This is a genomic window from Sphaerisporangium sp. NPDC049457 (assembly GCF_055586705.1).
The window spans coordinates 19,808-34,629 of sequence record NZ_JBVJHR010000016.1 but is presented as its reverse complement, the minus strand read 5'-3'; the positions used below and the strand labels follow the sequence as shown (position 1 = coordinate 34,629).

Genomic DNA, 14,822 nt, shown 5'->3' with positions numbered 1-14,822 from the left:
GATGGCGCAGGTGAACGACCGGCGAGGTCTCGTCTTCGCCGGGGTCGTCGTCGCACTGGCGGCCGTGGGCATCTACCTGTCGATGCGCCCGGCCTCCGGAGGCGACGCCCCGCCGCCGCCGCAGGGCGTGGCGACCGCCACGTCCTCCGCGGCGCCCCCCGACGCCGGGCCGTCGCCCGCGCCCGCCATCACGCCGGGCACGTTCGACATCTACGGCTACCTGCCGCTGTCACGCGAGCAGATCGCCCAGGCCGCCGACACCGCGCAGCGCTTCGCGTCCTCCTACGCGACCTACCGGTACGACGAGGACCCGGCGTCCTACGCCGAGCGCCTGAAGGGCTTCACCACGGCCGAGCTCGGCGCGATCCTCGCCCGTGACGTCACCACGCCGGCCACGGTGGAGCAGAACCGCGCCGACCAGGTCGTCTCCCAGGGCGCGGGACGGCTCAAGTCGATCAGGGACATCGCCGCCGAGTCGATCGTGTTCGTGGTGACCGCCACCCAGCACATCACCGCCAAGAGCGGGCCGCAGGACCGCAGCGCCGACTACGCGATCACGCTCACCCAGGTGGGCGCCGAGTGGCGCGTGTTCGACCTGCAGCCCGCGGACGCCGGACAGGACGGGGACCCCGGCGGGGAGACCGGTGAGGGGGTCACGCAGTGACCTCGCGGGTGCGCATCGCGCTTCTCCTCGGGCTGGCCGGAGTCGTTCTCATCACGCTCGTCATGGCGCCCATGCTCATGAGCACCTTCCCGTCCTTCCTCGGCGGCGGCAGCGGCATGACCGTCGACTGCGAGGACGGCGACGGCATCAACGTGACCAGCGTCTCGAACACCGCGCGGTCCGACATCCCCTCGGACTACCTGCAGCTCTACAAGAAACACGGCAAGAAGATCGGCGTCCAGTGGACGGTGCTCGCGGCCGTCGGCAAACGCGAGACCGACCACGGCCGGTCCAACCTCGCGGGCGTCAAGAGCGGGACGAACTACGCGGGCGCCGCGGGCCCCATGCAGTTCCTGATCAGCACCTGGGGCGGCAAGGCCAAGATCAAGATTCCGTCCAAGTTCAACGGATACGCGTCCGACGGCGACGGCGACGGCTGGGGGGACGTCTACAACCCGGCCGACGCCATCCTCGGCGCCGCCAAGATGCTCAAGCGCAACGGCGCCCCGGGGGACCTCAAGCGCGCGCTCTTCGTCTACAACCACGCCATGTGGTACGTCGAGCAGGTGCTGGAGATCGCCCGGCGGTACGCGACGGACGGCACGCTCGACCTGCCCCCCGAGGCGGACCCCGCCTGCGACACCCCGATCGTGGAGGCGGCGCCGGACGACGTCGTGAAGAAGATCCTCACCTACGCCCTCGCCCAGCGCGGCAAGCCGTACCGCTGGGGCGGCACCGGGCCCGACGGCTACGACTGCTCGGGGATCATCTACATGGCCTACCGCGCCGCCGGTCTGTCCATCCCGCGCACCACCTTCGGGCAGTGGCCGTTCGGTGTGAAGATCGACAAGGGGGCCGAGCAGGCCGGTGACCTGGTCTTCTTCAACGCGGGGCCCGGAACCTCCGCCAACAGTCCCGGGCACGTCGGCATGGTGGTCTCTCCCGGCAAGATGATCGAGGCGCGGTGCACGCTCTGCGGCCCGATCAAGGTCACCACCTACCGCGAACGCCCCAACATCGTCGGCTACACCCGCCCCCTGCAGAACGCCGGCGTCCAGAGCCAGCTCAAACGCCTCGGCCTCACTTAGCCGGGCCCGCCCCACGTCGAGCCGTCCGCGTGGTCGACGGGGCATACGGGGGGTCGGTCGGGGTGACCCTTGACCTTGGGCGGGTCGGCGGCCTTCGAGCGCGGAATCGGGCCCGACTACTTAGTCTTTACCCGCATGGAGAAGATTGTTGTGGCGGCGGCCATCGTCGAAGGGGGCAGACTGCTGGCCGCCCAGCGCGCCGGGCCGCCTGCGATGGCCGGCGGATGGGAGTTCCCCGGCGGCAAGGTCGACCCGGGCGAGAGCGACCACGAGGCGCTGATCCGCGAGTGCCAGGAGGAGCTCGGCGTCGGCATCGCCGTCGGCGACCGCATCGGTGGCGACTGGCCGCTCAGCCCCGGTTACATCATGCGCGTCTGGCTGGCCCGGCTCGTCTGCGGAGAGCCCCACCCCCTTGAGCACTTGGCGCTCCGCTGGCTGGCTCCTGACGAGCTCTACGACATCGCCTGGCTGCCTGCCGACCTGCCGATCGTCCGGGTCGTTCAAGATCTGATCCCCGAGGGTTGAACACCGGCGCCGCGTGAGATAACAGTTACGCAGAGTGACAAGTTTGTCGCGCATCGTATCGGGGGAGCGGGGTTCAGCAGTGGCCGGTTGGTGGCAACGTGCCCGGGTGATGTCCATCGTCGGAGCTGGAGCGCTGGTGCTGGGAGGCGGAGCGCCGCCCCTCGTCGCGCGCGCCGCCGAGCGCGGGTCGACCGATCCGTCCGATTCCGTGGAAGGCGCCAGGCTCACCGTGCGCCTGATGCTCGCCGGCCGTCCCGCCGGGCAGGCCGGGCCCATCCGCGCCGGTGACGTGCTGCACTTCCGGGTGCGCCTCGACGGCCAGGCCGGGCACGCGAGGGTGGCGGTGGCCGCCACCCCCGCCGGTGCGCTGTCCTCGGTCGGCTGCGAGGACCTCGCCCGCACGGAAGCGCAACCCGGCGCCCGCCTGCGGGTCTGCGACTTCAAGGAGATCTCCGGCACCAAGGACGTCGATGTCGCGGTACGGGTGCCGCGCGAGGCGGACGAGATCGGCGTCACGGCCATCGCCCACCTGCGCGACCCCGCCGGCGTCCAGTGGATCCGCCGCATGGCCGACGCCAAACTGCGCATCGACGACAAGGGATTCGGCGACATCGAGGCCACCGACGGCGCCGTGAGCGGGCCGTCCGACGGCAAGCGTTCGGAGGAGGCGCCCGCGGGCATCAGCGCTCCGGCGAACGCCGAAGGGTCGCCTGAGGCGCGGCCGGGCCCGACCTCCGGAACAAGCCCCGACGCGGACCCCGGGACGAAGCCCGGGGATGGTTCCGGCGTGGATTCCGGCGGCACGGCGCCGCGCGCCGATCACGCCGAGCCCGCGAGGGCGGCGGAGCTCGCGGCGCGGAGCGCTGGGACGCCGGGCAAGGGCTCCCCGAGCGGCGGCGACGGTGACGGTGACGGTGACGACACCGACGCCACCGGCGCCGTCACCACCACGGACGACACCGACACCAACGACATCACCGACACCACCGACACCGACACGACGGATGACACCGGCGTCGTCACCGGCGTCGTCACCGGCGATGTTCCCGGTGCGCACGCCGCGGCGGACAAAGGTGACACGGGCCGACGTGACGCAGACAAGCGTGACGCAGACAAGCGTGACGCGGCCAAGCGTGACAAGGTGCTCGGCGCACGGCAGGAAGGGAGGTCCGCGCCCAAGAGCCCGCGCGAGCCGTCCGAGCACGGCGTCGTGCCGAAGAGCCTGCGTGGCGTCTCGGGCGAGACGGCCGTGCCGGATGTCCTGCGTGGACTCCCGGCGGAGACGGCCGTACCGGAATCGGGGCGTGAGACGGCCGGAGGGCAGCCCGCTGAAGGGTCGGCGCTCCCGCATGCCGGCGATCGGGATGTCGTACGCCCGTCCCGCGTGGAGGGGCGCAAACGGCACCGGGCGGCGAAGCCCGAGGCGTCGCCGGCCTCCATCCCAGCCCCCGCGCCGCTCACCCCGCACTCGGGGCAGGCTGAGGCGGGCGCGGGGCAGCCCGTCCCGCATCCTGTGCCGGGTGTCGTGGCGCGCCCGAAGCGGGGGCCAGGTCCTCATGCGGTCCGCCTTCCCCGCCCCATGCCCCTCCTGGAGCCGGTCCGGGCTCCTCTGGTGGCACCGCCGTTGCCGTACACGAGTGTGCGGCTGCCCTTGGCGGTGCCGCCGACGCCGCCCGCGCCGGTGCCGCCCGCACCGGCACCGAGTCCCGCGCCGACGAGGGGGCCGGCCGTCGCTCCGGGCGCAGCCGGCCACAAGTCCGCCGGGAAGGCGCGTCCCATGCCGGCCATTCAGGCCCATGGCGTCCTGCCGGGGCAGGCAGGGGCGGCCGGCCAGGCCGGGGCACAGGGCCAAAGAGCGGGGCAGGCCGTTCCCCGGCAAGCGGTGCCCGGACGAGGGGGTCCGGCGCACGCCCTTCCCGGGCACATCGTTCCGGGGCCGATCGTTCCCGGGCAGGGCGTTGCCGGGCGGGGTGTCGGTGGGCAGGGCGGTCCCGGGAAGGGGATCGCCGGTCAGGGCCAGGCGGGGGGTGTGCCGCAGGCCGCGGGCGTCCGGCCCGGATCCGCGCGGCCTGGGCCAGGGCAGGGCATGTCCGCGCCGGGAGCCGTCCCTCCAGGTCTCGCGGCCGGGGCCGTACCTCCGGGGGCCGGATCCGGGGCGGTCCCTCCGGGGATCGCGCCCGGGGCCGTTCCGCCAGGGGGCGCGCCGGGTGTCGCGCCGGGGGGTGTGCCCAAGGCCGTTCCTCCGGGGAGCGCGGCCGGGGGCGTTGCTCCAGGGGGTGAGCCGGGTGTCGTCGCGCCGGGGGGTGTGCCCGGGGGCGTTCCTCAGGGGTCCGGGGCCGGAGCGGTTCCGCAGGGGTCCTCGATGGGCGCTCCGTTGCCCAGGGACGCCCGTCCGGCCAGGCAGAGCCTGATGGCCGATCCCGAGGGCGACGGGCTTGAGATGATCCGCGGCCTGCCCGCCGCCGGAGCGGCGGTGGTGCTTCTATTGGCGGCGTTGTGGCTGCAACTGAGGCTGCGGCGCCGGTTCGTGACGCGGAAAACCGCGGAGTCCAAAGAGCTCTGTGGTTAAACGTCCTTTACTGTTACTTTGGCCGGACTAGTATTTCCTTAGTGATCGGCAAGGTGGCCAGCGGAGGGCAGCAGCGGTGAGCGGACGCGTGCGTGTGACGGCGGCGTCCGCGGTGGCGGGCGCGCTGGGCCTGACCGGCGTCGTGCTGCTCGCCACGGCCCCGATGACGGCGCCCCGGGCGAACGCGGCCCAGGTCGTGATGGCCGAACCCACGCAGGTGGAGCCGACCGACCCGACCATCACCGACGACATCGGGGCAGAGCCGGAGCCCCAGGAGCCCGATCCCACCGTGACGGTGACGATCACCCAGAGCCCCGATCCGACGGTCACCCGCACCAGGACGGTCACTCCGAAGCCGAAGCCGACCAGGACGGCGACGAAGACCGCCAGGCCCACGGCGACCGCGACGAAGACGGCGCCGCTCGCGCCGCCCCCCACCACCGAGAGCCTGCCGACCAGCCCGCCGGTGCTCCCGTCCAGTACGCCGCTCGTCCCCTCCGTTCCGGCGGAGACGCCCGCGCCCGATCCGATGGTGTCGCTCGCCCTGGCCTCGCCGACGCCGACGCCGAGCCCTTCCGAGACGCTGGAGGCGGCTCCGTCGTTCGACGACCCGACGCCCGACTCGGTGCCGATCGAGATCCGCAACGCCTCGCCCGAGTACGACCAGCTCACGCTGAGCAGGAAGCTCGCCATCCCCGGTGTGCTGCTGGCCGTCCTGGTCATGCTCGGCGTGCTGATCTTCGAGGGCCGGGTGCGGCGGCTGGCGCACGCGGCGGCGGTCCGCAAGGCGGGTCCGCGTACGCCGGGCAGGCACCGCGGCGACGTGCTCCCCGGCGGCGTGCCGCTCCCGGGGTACCCGATCTACCACGGCGGGACGGCGTACGCGCCGATCATCAGCTTCGTGCCGGTGCAGGGATACCCGGGTGCGCCCGGTACGCCCGGCTACGTGCCGGGACAGGACCCGCAGGGGTACGGTCACCCGTTCGACGCCCAGGGCTACGCCGCGCCCGACGCGTACGGTGTGGTGTACGAGCAGGGGGTCGCGGGGTACGAGCAGCGGCCGGGCGAGGCCGGGCAGATCGCGTTGCCGGCCGGCATGGCCGGGCCCGTCGAAGCATGGCCCCGTGAGGGCGCGGTGGAGCCTCTGGGCCCCGACGCGGACGCGACCATGACCATACCCGCCGCGGGCGCGCAGAACGCGGATCAGCCCGCTCCAGGGCCATGGACGCCCGGGGCCGGGACGCCGTCCGGTGGGCAGGGCACGACCTTGCAGGCCCCGCTGCCCGGCGGCCCCTCGGCCGGCGAGCCGCGCGGCGGCGTCCTCGGCCGCCTGTTCCGCAAGAAGCCCTCCTGACCGGCGCCGAGATCGGCTGTCCGCGAGCGACAGCGTGTCATCGACCCGGGCCGGCGTGGCCGAACGACGGCCGTCATCGTGGTCTGGCCCGGAACGCCCGGCGGTAGGCGCCCGGCGTCGTCCCCAGGGCGTTGAGGAACCGCCTGCGGAGGTTGGTGGCCGAGGGCACCTGGGCCGCGCAGGCGAGTTCGAAGGTCGATTGCGGTGGACGGACGAGCGCCACCACTCGATGCATGGCAGGAAAGTACCGCAGAGCCGTGCCGCCCGTCCGGCGTCAGGCGGCGGGGAGTGAAAAGACCAGCCCGAGACCTCGGGGTCTCGGGCTGGGGGGTGGCCTGCGGTCAGCCGGTCAGCCGGTCTTGCCGGCGGTGGAGCCGGACGAGCTCGAACGCTTGAAGATCTTGTTGCCGAGCCAGACCAGCGGGTCGTACTTGCGGTCGACGACGCGCTCCTTCATCGGGATCAGCGCGTTGTCAGTGATCTTGATGTGCTCGGGGCAGACCTCGGTGCAGCACTTGGTGATGTTGCAGTAGCCGAGACCGTGCTCCTCCTGCGCCGACTGCTTGCGGTCGGCCACGTCGTACGGGTGCATGTCGAGCTCGGCGATGCGCATGAGGAAGCGCGGGCCGGCGAACGCCGGCTTGTTCTCCTCGTGGTCGCGGATCACGTGGCACACGTTGTTGCACATGAAGCACTCGATGCACTTGCGGAACTCCTGGGACCGCTCGACGTCGATCTGCTGCATGCGGTACTCGCCCGGCTGGACGCCCTGCGGCGGGGTGAACGACGGGATCTCCCGCGCCTTCTGGTAGTTGAACGACACGTCCGTGACGAGGTCCTTGATGACGGGGAACGTCCGCATCGGGGTCACGGTGATCGTCTCGTCCTCCGCGAAGGTGGACATGCGCGTCATGCACCCGAGCTTCGGCTTGCCGTTGATCTCCATCGAGCACGAGCCGCACTTGCCGGCCTTGCAGTTCCACCGCACCGCGAGGTCGGGGGTCTGCGTGGCCTGGAGCCTGTGGATGACGTCGAGGACCACCTCGCCCTCGTTGACCTCGACGACGAAGTCCTCGAGCTTGCCCTCGCCGCCTTCGCCGCGCCAGATGCGGAACTTGGCCTTGTAACCCATCAGGACTCCTTAACGAGCGCGTCGTAGTCCGCCAGCTCTTCGGCGGTGACGTACTTACTGAGCTCCGCCCGGTCGAACAGTGTGATCAGGTCGTCGCGCATGGAGGGCTGCTCGGCCTCCTCGACGGAGATCGCGCCGTCCGGGGTGGCCGCGCACCGCAGCAGCTTGCGGCGCCACTCGGCCGACATGGCGGGGAAGTCGTCGCGGGTGTGCCCGCCTCGGCTCTCCTCGCGGATCAGCGCCGCGCGGGCGACGCACTCGGACACCAGCAGCATGTTCCGCAGGTCGATGGCCAGGTGCCAGCCGGGGTTGTAGATGCGCCCGCCCGGCGCGCCGGTGTTGGTGGCGCGCTCCTTGAGCTTCTCGACGACCTCCAGGGCCTCCTTGACCTCGTCGGCCTTGCGGATGATGCCGACCAGCTCGTTCATGGTGCGCTGCAGCTCGTGGTGCACCTCGTACGGGTTCTCGCCGCCGGTGCGTGAGAGGGGGGCCAAGGCGTCCAGCTCGGCGTTCTTCATCGTCTCCGCCGGGGTGACCGGCCGGGACGCGAGGCCGTCGATGTACCCGGCGGCGCCGGCGCCGGCGCGGCGTCCGAACACCAGCAGGTCGGACAGCGAGTTGCCGCCGAGCCGGTTGGAGCCGTGCATGCCGCCGGAGACCTCGCCGGCCGCGAACAGGCCGGGCACCGAGGAGGCGCCGGTGTCGGCGTCGACCTCCACGCCGCCCATGATGTAGTGGCAGGTCGGGCCCACTTCCATCGGCTCGGCGGTGATGTCGACGTCGGCCAGCTCCTTGAACTGGTGGTGCATCGACGGCAGCCGCCTGACGATCTCGGCGGCGGGCAGCCGGCTCGACACGTCCAGGAACACCCCGCCGTGCGGTGAGTTGCGTCCCGCCTTGACCTCGGAGTTGATCGCCCGGGCGACCTCGTCACGCGGCAGCAGCTCCGGAGGGCGGCGGTTGTTGGCCTGGTCGTCGTACCAGCGGTCGGCCTCCTCCTCGGTGGTGGCGTACTTGTCCTTGAACACCTCGGGGATGTAGTCGAACATGAACCGCTTGCCCTCGGAGTTGCGCAGCACCCCGCCGTCGCCGCGCACGGACTCGGTGACGAGGATGCCGCGCACCGACGGCGGCCACACCATGCCGGTCGGGTGGAACTGGATGAACTCCATGTTGATCAGCTTGGCGCCCGCGAGCAGCGCGAGCGCGTGCCCGTCTCCGGTGTACTCCCAGGAGTTGGAGGTCACCACGTAGGACTTGCCGATGCCGCCGGTGGCGAGCACGACCGCCGGGGCGTCGAAGCAGATCAGCCGGCCGGTCTCGCGCCAGTAGCCGAAGGCGCCGCTGATCGCGGCCTCCGGGCCGGGGCCCTCCTTGAGCAGCTGGGTGATCGTGCACTCGGCGAAGACCTTGATGTACGCCTCGGGGTCGCCGTGCAGCTTCTCGTCCTCCTGCTGGAGGGCGACGACGCGCTGCTGGAGCGTGCGGATCAGCTCCAGGCCGGTGCGGTCGCCGACGTGGGCGAGACGCGGGTACTCGTGGCCGCCGAAGTTGCGCTGGCTGATCTTGCCGTCCTTGGTGCGGTCGAACAGCGCGCCCCAGGCTTCCAGCTCCCAGACGCGGTCGGGGGCCTCCTTGGCGTGCAGTTCGGCCATGCGCCAGTTGTTGAGGAACTTCCCGCCGCGCATGGTGTCACGGAAGTGCACCATCCAGTTGTCGGCGGAGTTGACGTTGCCCATGGCCGCCGCGGCCCCGCCCTCGGCCATGACCGTGTGGGCCTTGCCGAACAGCGACTTGCAGACGATGGCCGTTCGCTTGCCCTGCTGCCGGGCCTCGATCGCCGCCCGCAGGCCCGCGCCGCCCGCTCCGATGACGACGACGTCGTATTCGTGACGCTCGATATCCACTGGTGTTCCTTACGCGAACGGGAAGTTGACGATGCCCTTGGCGACGAGCCGCACGTAGAGGTCGGCGATCATGACCGAGTACATGGAGAGCCAGGCCAGAAGCATGTGCCGTCGGTTGAGCTTGGAGACGAAGGTCCACATCTTGTAGCGCAGCGGGTGCTTGGAGAAATGGTTCAGCCGACCGGCCGTGATGTGACGGCAGGAGTGGCAGCTGAGCGTGTACGCCCAGATCAGCACCACGTTGACCCACAGGATGATCGTGCCGAGGCCCACGTGGCCCCAGCTGCCATTCTCGTCCCGCAGCGCCAGCACCGCATCCCAGGTCAGCACCAGGGCGATCAGAACGGCACCGTAGAAGAAATAGCGGTGGATGTTCTGCATGATCAGCGGCAGGCGGGTCTCACCGGTGTACTTCTTGTGCGGCTCGGCCACGGCGCAGGCCGGCGGCGAGAGCCAGAACGCGCGGTAGTAACCCTTGCGGTAGTAGTAACAGGTGAGACGGAAACCGGCCGGCAGGCCGAGAATGAGAATGCCGGGCGGCAGCGTGAACCAGTCGCCGACGATCGTGAGCCCGAGGAACCGCGCGCCTTCGGGGCACGCTGGCGTCATGCAGGGCGACGAGAAGGGGGCGATATAGGGCTCTATGAAATAGCTCTTGTCGAAGATCGCCCAAAAACCGTAGACGAGGAATGACGCGAGCGCCGCGAAGGTGATGGCCGGTGCAAGCCACCATCGGTCCGTGCGCAGGGTGCGGGCCTTGATCTGGGCCCGCTGCTTCCTTTGCCCCGGGTCGTTGATCGGCCGGCCGGCCGTTGTCTGGGTCATCGGAGAACTCTCCACCTCCCGCGGACCCCTCCGGATGTCAAAGGTGCGGGGTCCGGGCTTTCACGTAGGGCTGGATGCCGCGCGCGTCGTGGTTCGCGCCGGTCGCACAGCCGCGCGCGGGCCGGTGGGGGTCTACGTTACGACGGTGGGTACCCCGCGTGTGAGAAGGGTCACTCACTTTTTCCGCCGACCTCGTGTGATTCCTGTCACGTCCCCGTCATACCTATGTCAGGGCTCAAGGACGTTGACCGTTCCTTGGCAGTTTCACGACCGTCACGAAGAAGTCGTCGATCTGCCGGACCACCTTGATGAACTGGTCGAAGTCCACCGGCTTGGCGACGTACGCGTTGGCGTGCAGGTGGTAGCTGCGCAGGATGTCCTCTTCGGCCTCGGAGGTCGTCAGCACCACCACCGGGATGCTGCGCAGGTCGGCGTCGGCCTTTATGTCCTCCAGCACCTCCCTGCCGTCCTTGCGGGGCAGGTTGAGGTCGAGCAGGATCAGGTCGGGCCTCGGCGCGTCGAAGTAGGGGTCCTCCTGGCGCAGGAAGGCCATGGCCTGCTCGCCGTCGCTGACGACGTGCAGCTTGTTCTGCACCTTGTTGTGCTCGAACGCCTCCTTGGTCAGCAGGACGTCTCCAGGGTCGTCCTCGACGAGCAGGACGTCGATGAAGCGGTACTCATCCATGCTGATCTCCAGTGATCGCGGGCAGGGTCCAGCGGAAAGTGGTGCCCGGCCTGTCGGGGTCGGGTTCGTCCAGCCAGATCTTGCCGCCGTGGTATTCGACGATCTTCCGGCACAGTGCCAGGCCGATACCGGTTCCGGGATAAACGTCCCGTGGGTGCAAGCGCTGAAATATGAGGAAGATCCGATCAGCGTACTTGGTATCGATGCCTATGCCATTATCCGCGCAGCCGAACTCCCACATGTCGCCCTCCTGGCGGGCGGAGACGTGAATGCGCGGCGTCCGTTCGGAGCGGAACTTCAATGCGTTGCCGATGAGGTTCTGCAGGAGCTGGGTGAGCAGTACGCGGTCCCCGTACACCGTCGGCATCGGGTCGTGGGTGACGACGGCGTCGGTGTCCTCGATCTTCGCCGAGACGTTGCCCACGGCGGTCTCCAGGACCTGCTCCATGTCGGTGGGGGCCTTCTCGCCGCCCACCCGGCCCACCCGTGAGAGGTTCAGCAGGTCGTTGATGAGCAGTTGCATGCGTTTCGCGCCGTCCACGGCGAACTTCACGTACTGCTTCGCGCGCTCGTCGAGCTGGTCGCCGTACCGCTGGTCGAGCATCTGGGTGAAGCTCGCCACCTTGCGCAGCGGCTCCTGCAGGTCGTGGCTCGCCACGTACGCGAACTGCTCCAGCTCGGCGTTGGAGCGCCGCAGCTCGGCCGCCTGGTCCGACAGCAGCCGCTGGGCGTCGGCGGCGCGGCGCCACTCGCGCAGCATGCGCCCGCGCATGGCGTCCACGCGGCCCGACAGCTCCGCCAGCTCGGCCGGCCGTTGCACCCGAAGGGTGTGCTCGAAGTCGCCCTGCGCCACGGCGCGCACCTGGTGGGCGAGCTGCGAGATCGGCCGCAGCACGATGTACCTGACGATGAGCGTGAAGGCCACCGCCGCGCCGATGAACAGCACCGCCATCACGGTGAGGTTGAGGTAGAAGGTGCGCCAGCCCGCGTTGATGCGGGCGCTGCCCGCGTCGTGCAGATCGGCGAGGTCGTCCTGCTGCGCGGACAGCGCCGCGCGCACGGCCGTGAAGCGCTGGGCGTTGACCGGGGCGTACGCGGAGGCGGTGCCGGTCTTCAGGGAGGGCACCTTGGCGATCACGACCTCGGCGTAGTCGCGGCGCCAGGCGGCCGTGGCGGCGGTCAGGCGTTCGAAGTCGGCGCGGACGGCCGGCGATCGCATGAGAGTGACCATGGCGCCGAGGCGGGACACGGCGGCGGTCTCGGCGCGCACGCCCTGCTGGTAGTCGCGAAGGTACTGCTGTTCGTTGGTGCGCCCGTAGGCGCGGATGGAGCCTTCCTGGGCCGACAGGGCGGTGGACATCTCCAGGGTGCGCAGGACGGCCGGGTCGATCACGTCGACGACGGACTCGCGGGCCGTCCGTAACCGCTCGACCGTCATGATCGTCACGGCCGTCCCCAGGGCGAAGGCCAGCGCGACGAGCATCCCGGCTATGGCGAACCACCGGCCGAGGGGCAGCCGCCCGACCCCGCTCGGCGGTTCGGGCGGGGGCAGCGGCGCCAGGTCGGTCATGGCGGAGGACGGCGGCCGACCAGCACGGCCGCCAGGTCGTCGCTGAGCGCGTCCCTGTGCATCTCCTGGACGGTGGTGATGATGCGGTCGAGGTCGATCTCGCCCTGCTCGCGGATGAGGCGGATGAGCCCTTCGGTGCCGAGCAGGTCGGGGCCGCCGCCCACCGTGGCCTCGATCAGGCCGTCGGTGTACAGCAGCATCGACCAGTCGTCGCCGAGTTCGAGGTCGATCGTGGCCCATTCGACGTCGGTGAAGATGCCGAGCGGCGGGCCGGAGGGGGTGTCGGGGACGACGTCGAGGACGCCGCCGTCCACCCCGCCGCGCACCCACACGGGCGGCGGGTGCCCGACGACGTGGAGTTTCGCGCCGCGCAGGCCGGGGTCGACCGTGACCGTGCACATGGTGGTGAAGATCTCGGGCGACTTGCGCTCGTTGCGCAGCACGGCCTCAAGTGTGGTCAGCAGCTCGTTCCCGGTGTGGCCGGCCAGCACGAGCGTGCGCCAGGCGATGCGCAGCGCGACGCCGAGCGCCGCCTCGTCCGGGCCGTGGCCGCACACGTCGCCGATGACGACGTGGACCGCTCCGTCGGGGGTCTGGATGGTGTCCCAGAAGTCGCCCGCGAGCAGGGCCTGGCGGCGGCCGGGCAGGTAGCGGGCCTGGTGCTGGAGCCCGTCTCGCTCCAGTTCCTTCTTGAGCATGGGGACCGGCAGCAGGCCGTGCTCAAGGCGGGCGTTCTCGCGGCTGAGGTGCTGGGCGTCGGCGAGCTTGCGCTGGGTGAGGTCGGCCCGCTTGCGCTCGATGGCGTAGCTGATGGCACGGGCGAGCAGGCGCTCGTCTACGTCCTGCTTGACCAGGTAGTCCTGCGCGCCGGCGGCGACGGCCTCCACGCCCACGTGGGCGTCGTTCAGGCCGGTCAGCACGAGCACGGCGGTGTTCGGGGCCATCGTGATCACCTGGCGGAGGGCCTCCAGGCCGGTGGCGTCGGGCAGCGACAGGTCGACGACCACGCACTGCACCTCGTCGGTCAGCCGGTCACGGCTCTCGGCCAGACTGCGCGCCCAAATGATCTTAGGGGGCGTCGGCGCTCCGGCCAGCAGCTCCTCCACGAGGAACGCGTCACCCGCGTCGTCCTCGATGAGGAGGATGGTCTGCATCTCGTGGGGCCCCGCGGGCGTGCCGGACGAGAGCGCGGTCACTGGCTCCTCTTGAGATCTAATGGTTGACCTTGCCTGTTGCCCTGCACCATATAGCGAAAGTCGTTCGGACGCATAAAAGTACAAGACCCTGACTTAGGGTCAACATGAATATGAAATGCCGTGTACGTACCGATCTGTGCCCCTCGCGCGTCACATGTCCGGCAGGTCAGCGAGTACCACTCCCTGTGGGAGCGACCCCTCCTCCGCGGCGTGCGACAGGTAAGAGAGCAGCGTAGCGCGGAATGCCTGCGCGGCCCTGGTCGGCTCGACGTCCTTGCGGTGGGCGACCGCGATCGTGCGGCCGAGTCCCGGCGGGGCCAGGGGGGTGCCGGACAGGCCCGGCCGCCCGTCCAGCACCATCGACGGCACCACCGCCACGCCCAGCCCGGCCTCCACGAAACGCAGCACCGCGTCCATCTCGCCGCCCTCGACGGCGAAACGCGGCTCGAACCCCGCCTGGCGGCAGGCGTTCAGCGTCGCCTCGCGCAGATCGTACCCGCGGCGGAACATCACGAGCGGACGGCCGCGCAGCTCCTCGATCCGCACGTACGCCCTGCGCCCCTGCGTGCCGGAGGGGGAGGCGACGACGAGGTTCTCCTTGAGGATCTCCTCGGTCACCAGCGACGGGTCGCTGCTCTGCAGCGGCAGGATGATCAGTGCGAGGTCGAGCTGGCCGCGGGCGAGGTCGCGGACCAGGTCGCGGGACCCGCCCTCCTCCACCAGCAGGTCGATGCCCGGATAGTCGGTGTGGAAGCGGGCCAGCACGTCCGCCAGCAGGCCGGCGCACAGAGACGGCGTCGCGCCGAGCCGCACCCTGCCGCGGCGCAGCCCGGCCAGTTCGGCGACCTCGCGGCGGGCGGTGTCGGCGTCGGCGAGCATGCGGCGGGCCAGCGGGAGCAGGGCCTCGCCCGCGGGCGTGAGCGTCACGTTGCCCCGCGCGCGGCTGAACAACGCGGCGCCGAGCTCGGTCTCAAGCGCCTTGATCTGCTTGCTGAGGGACGGCTGGGCGAGACGCATGCGCTCGGCCGCCTGCGTGAAGTGCGATGTCTCGGCCACAGCGACGAAGGAGGCCAGTTGCTGTAGCTGCACCTTCACAGGGTACGGGGACGGTCACGACCGCCCCAGGGCGGCATGGACCGGCACCCCTGTGACGTTCCTCCCACCCGCGCGGCGCGGGACCGTGCATGGGCTGTGAGATTGCTCGCATCGGGGGCCGGCGCGCCGGCGCACTGTCCCCGTCGAGCCATAGGGGATAGCGCATGGCTATCGAGACCAGGCATTACATGACTTGGACGCCTGACGGGCCG

The 14,822-nt window shown here is 70.7% G+C and carries 13 protein-coding genes; 5 read left to right on the top strand and 8 right to left on the bottom strand.

Annotated elements, in window-relative coordinates:
- The first annotated feature begins 1 nt into the window (after position 1).
- From ACZ6QO_RS24510 to ACZ6QO_RS24490, 5 genes are all read left to right on the top strand, one after another.
- The gene (locus ACZ6QO_RS24510) at positions 2-664 is read left to right on the top strand and encodes a hypothetical protein (RefSeq protein WP_465853926.1); all 663 of its coding nucleotides are present in this window, start codon (positions 2-4) and stop codon (positions 662-664) included.
- Positions 661-1,752, top strand: a complete 1,092-nt coding sequence (locus ACZ6QO_RS24505; protein WP_465853925.1) for a C40 family peptidase — start codon at positions 661-663, stop codon at positions 1,750-1,752. The genes ACZ6QO_RS24510 and ACZ6QO_RS24505 overlap by 4 nt, the downstream gene beginning before the upstream one ends.
- A gap of 135 nt (positions 1,753-1,887) precedes the next feature.
- Positions 1,888-2,277 (top strand): (deoxy)nucleoside triphosphate pyrophosphohydrolase, encoded by a 390-nt coding sequence (locus tag ACZ6QO_RS24500; RefSeq protein WP_465853924.1) that lies wholly within the window; start codon positions 1,888-1,890, stop codon positions 2,275-2,277.
- A gap of 109 nt (positions 2,278-2,386) precedes the next feature.
- On the top strand, positions 2,387-4,846 hold the full coding sequence (locus ACZ6QO_RS24495) for a hypothetical protein (RefSeq protein WP_465853923.1): 2,460 nt from the start codon (positions 2,387-2,389) through the stop codon (positions 4,844-4,846).
- Between the two features lie 88 nt (positions 4,847-4,934).
- Positions 4,935-6,200 (top strand): hypothetical protein, encoded by a 1,266-nt coding sequence (locus ACZ6QO_RS24490; protein ID WP_465853922.1) that lies wholly within the window; start codon positions 4,935-4,937, stop codon positions 6,198-6,200.
- Between the two features lie 73 nt (positions 6,201-6,273).
- On the opposite strand, the gene ACZ6QO_RS24485 is transcribed toward ACZ6QO_RS24490, so the two are convergent.
- The 8 genes from ACZ6QO_RS24485 to ACZ6QO_RS24450 all read right to left on the bottom strand — a co-directional run bounded on the left by ACZ6QO_RS24485 (position 6,274) and on the right by ACZ6QO_RS24450 (position 14,604).
- Positions 6,274-6,435 (bottom strand): hypothetical protein, encoded by a 162-nt coding sequence (locus tag ACZ6QO_RS24485; protein ID WP_465853921.1) that lies wholly within the window; start codon positions 6,433-6,435, stop codon positions 6,274-6,276.
- Between the two features lie 114 nt (positions 6,436-6,549).
- Positions 6,550-7,332 carry a succinate dehydrogenase/fumarate reductase iron-sulfur subunit gene (locus ACZ6QO_RS24480; RefSeq protein ID WP_465853920.1) on the bottom strand — a complete coding sequence of 261 codons (783 nt, stop codon included), beginning with the start codon at positions 7,330-7,332 and terminating at the stop codon, positions 6,550-6,552.
- Positions 7,332-9,239: a fumarate reductase/succinate dehydrogenase flavoprotein subunit gene (locus tag ACZ6QO_RS24475; protein ID WP_465853919.1), complete on the bottom strand. Its 1,908-nt coding sequence runs from the start codon at positions 9,237-9,239 to the stop codon at positions 7,332-7,334. Before ACZ6QO_RS24475 ends, ACZ6QO_RS24480 begins: the two co-directional genes overlap by 1 nt.
- Before the next feature lie 9 nt (positions 9,240-9,248).
- The gene (locus ACZ6QO_RS24470; protein WP_465853918.1) at positions 9,249-10,064 is read right to left on the bottom strand and encodes a hypothetical protein; all 816 of its coding nucleotides are present in this window, start codon (positions 10,062-10,064) and stop codon (positions 9,249-9,251) included.
- A gap of 235 nt (positions 10,065-10,299) precedes the next feature.
- A complete protein-coding gene (locus ACZ6QO_RS24465; RefSeq protein ID WP_465853917.1) occupies positions 10,300-10,749 on the bottom strand; it encodes a response regulator in 450 nt (149 codons plus the stop codon).
- Positions 10,742-12,319 carry a sensor histidine kinase gene (locus tag ACZ6QO_RS24460; protein ID WP_465853916.1) on the bottom strand — a complete coding sequence of 526 codons (1,578 nt, stop codon included), beginning with the start codon at positions 12,317-12,319 and terminating at the stop codon, positions 10,742-10,744. Before ACZ6QO_RS24460 ends, ACZ6QO_RS24465 begins: the two co-directional genes overlap by 8 nt.
- A complete protein-coding gene (locus ACZ6QO_RS24455; RefSeq protein ID WP_465853915.1) occupies positions 12,316-13,515 on the bottom strand; it encodes a PP2C family protein-serine/threonine phosphatase in 1,200 nt (399 codons plus the stop codon). Before ACZ6QO_RS24455 ends, ACZ6QO_RS24460 begins: the two co-directional genes overlap by 4 nt.
- 150 nt (positions 13,516-13,665) lie before the next feature.
- Positions 13,666-14,604: a LysR family transcriptional regulator gene (locus ACZ6QO_RS24450; RefSeq protein ID WP_465853914.1), complete on the bottom strand. Its 939-nt coding sequence runs from the start codon at positions 14,602-14,604 to the stop codon at positions 13,666-13,668.
- Positions 14,605-14,822 lie beyond the last annotated feature (218 nt).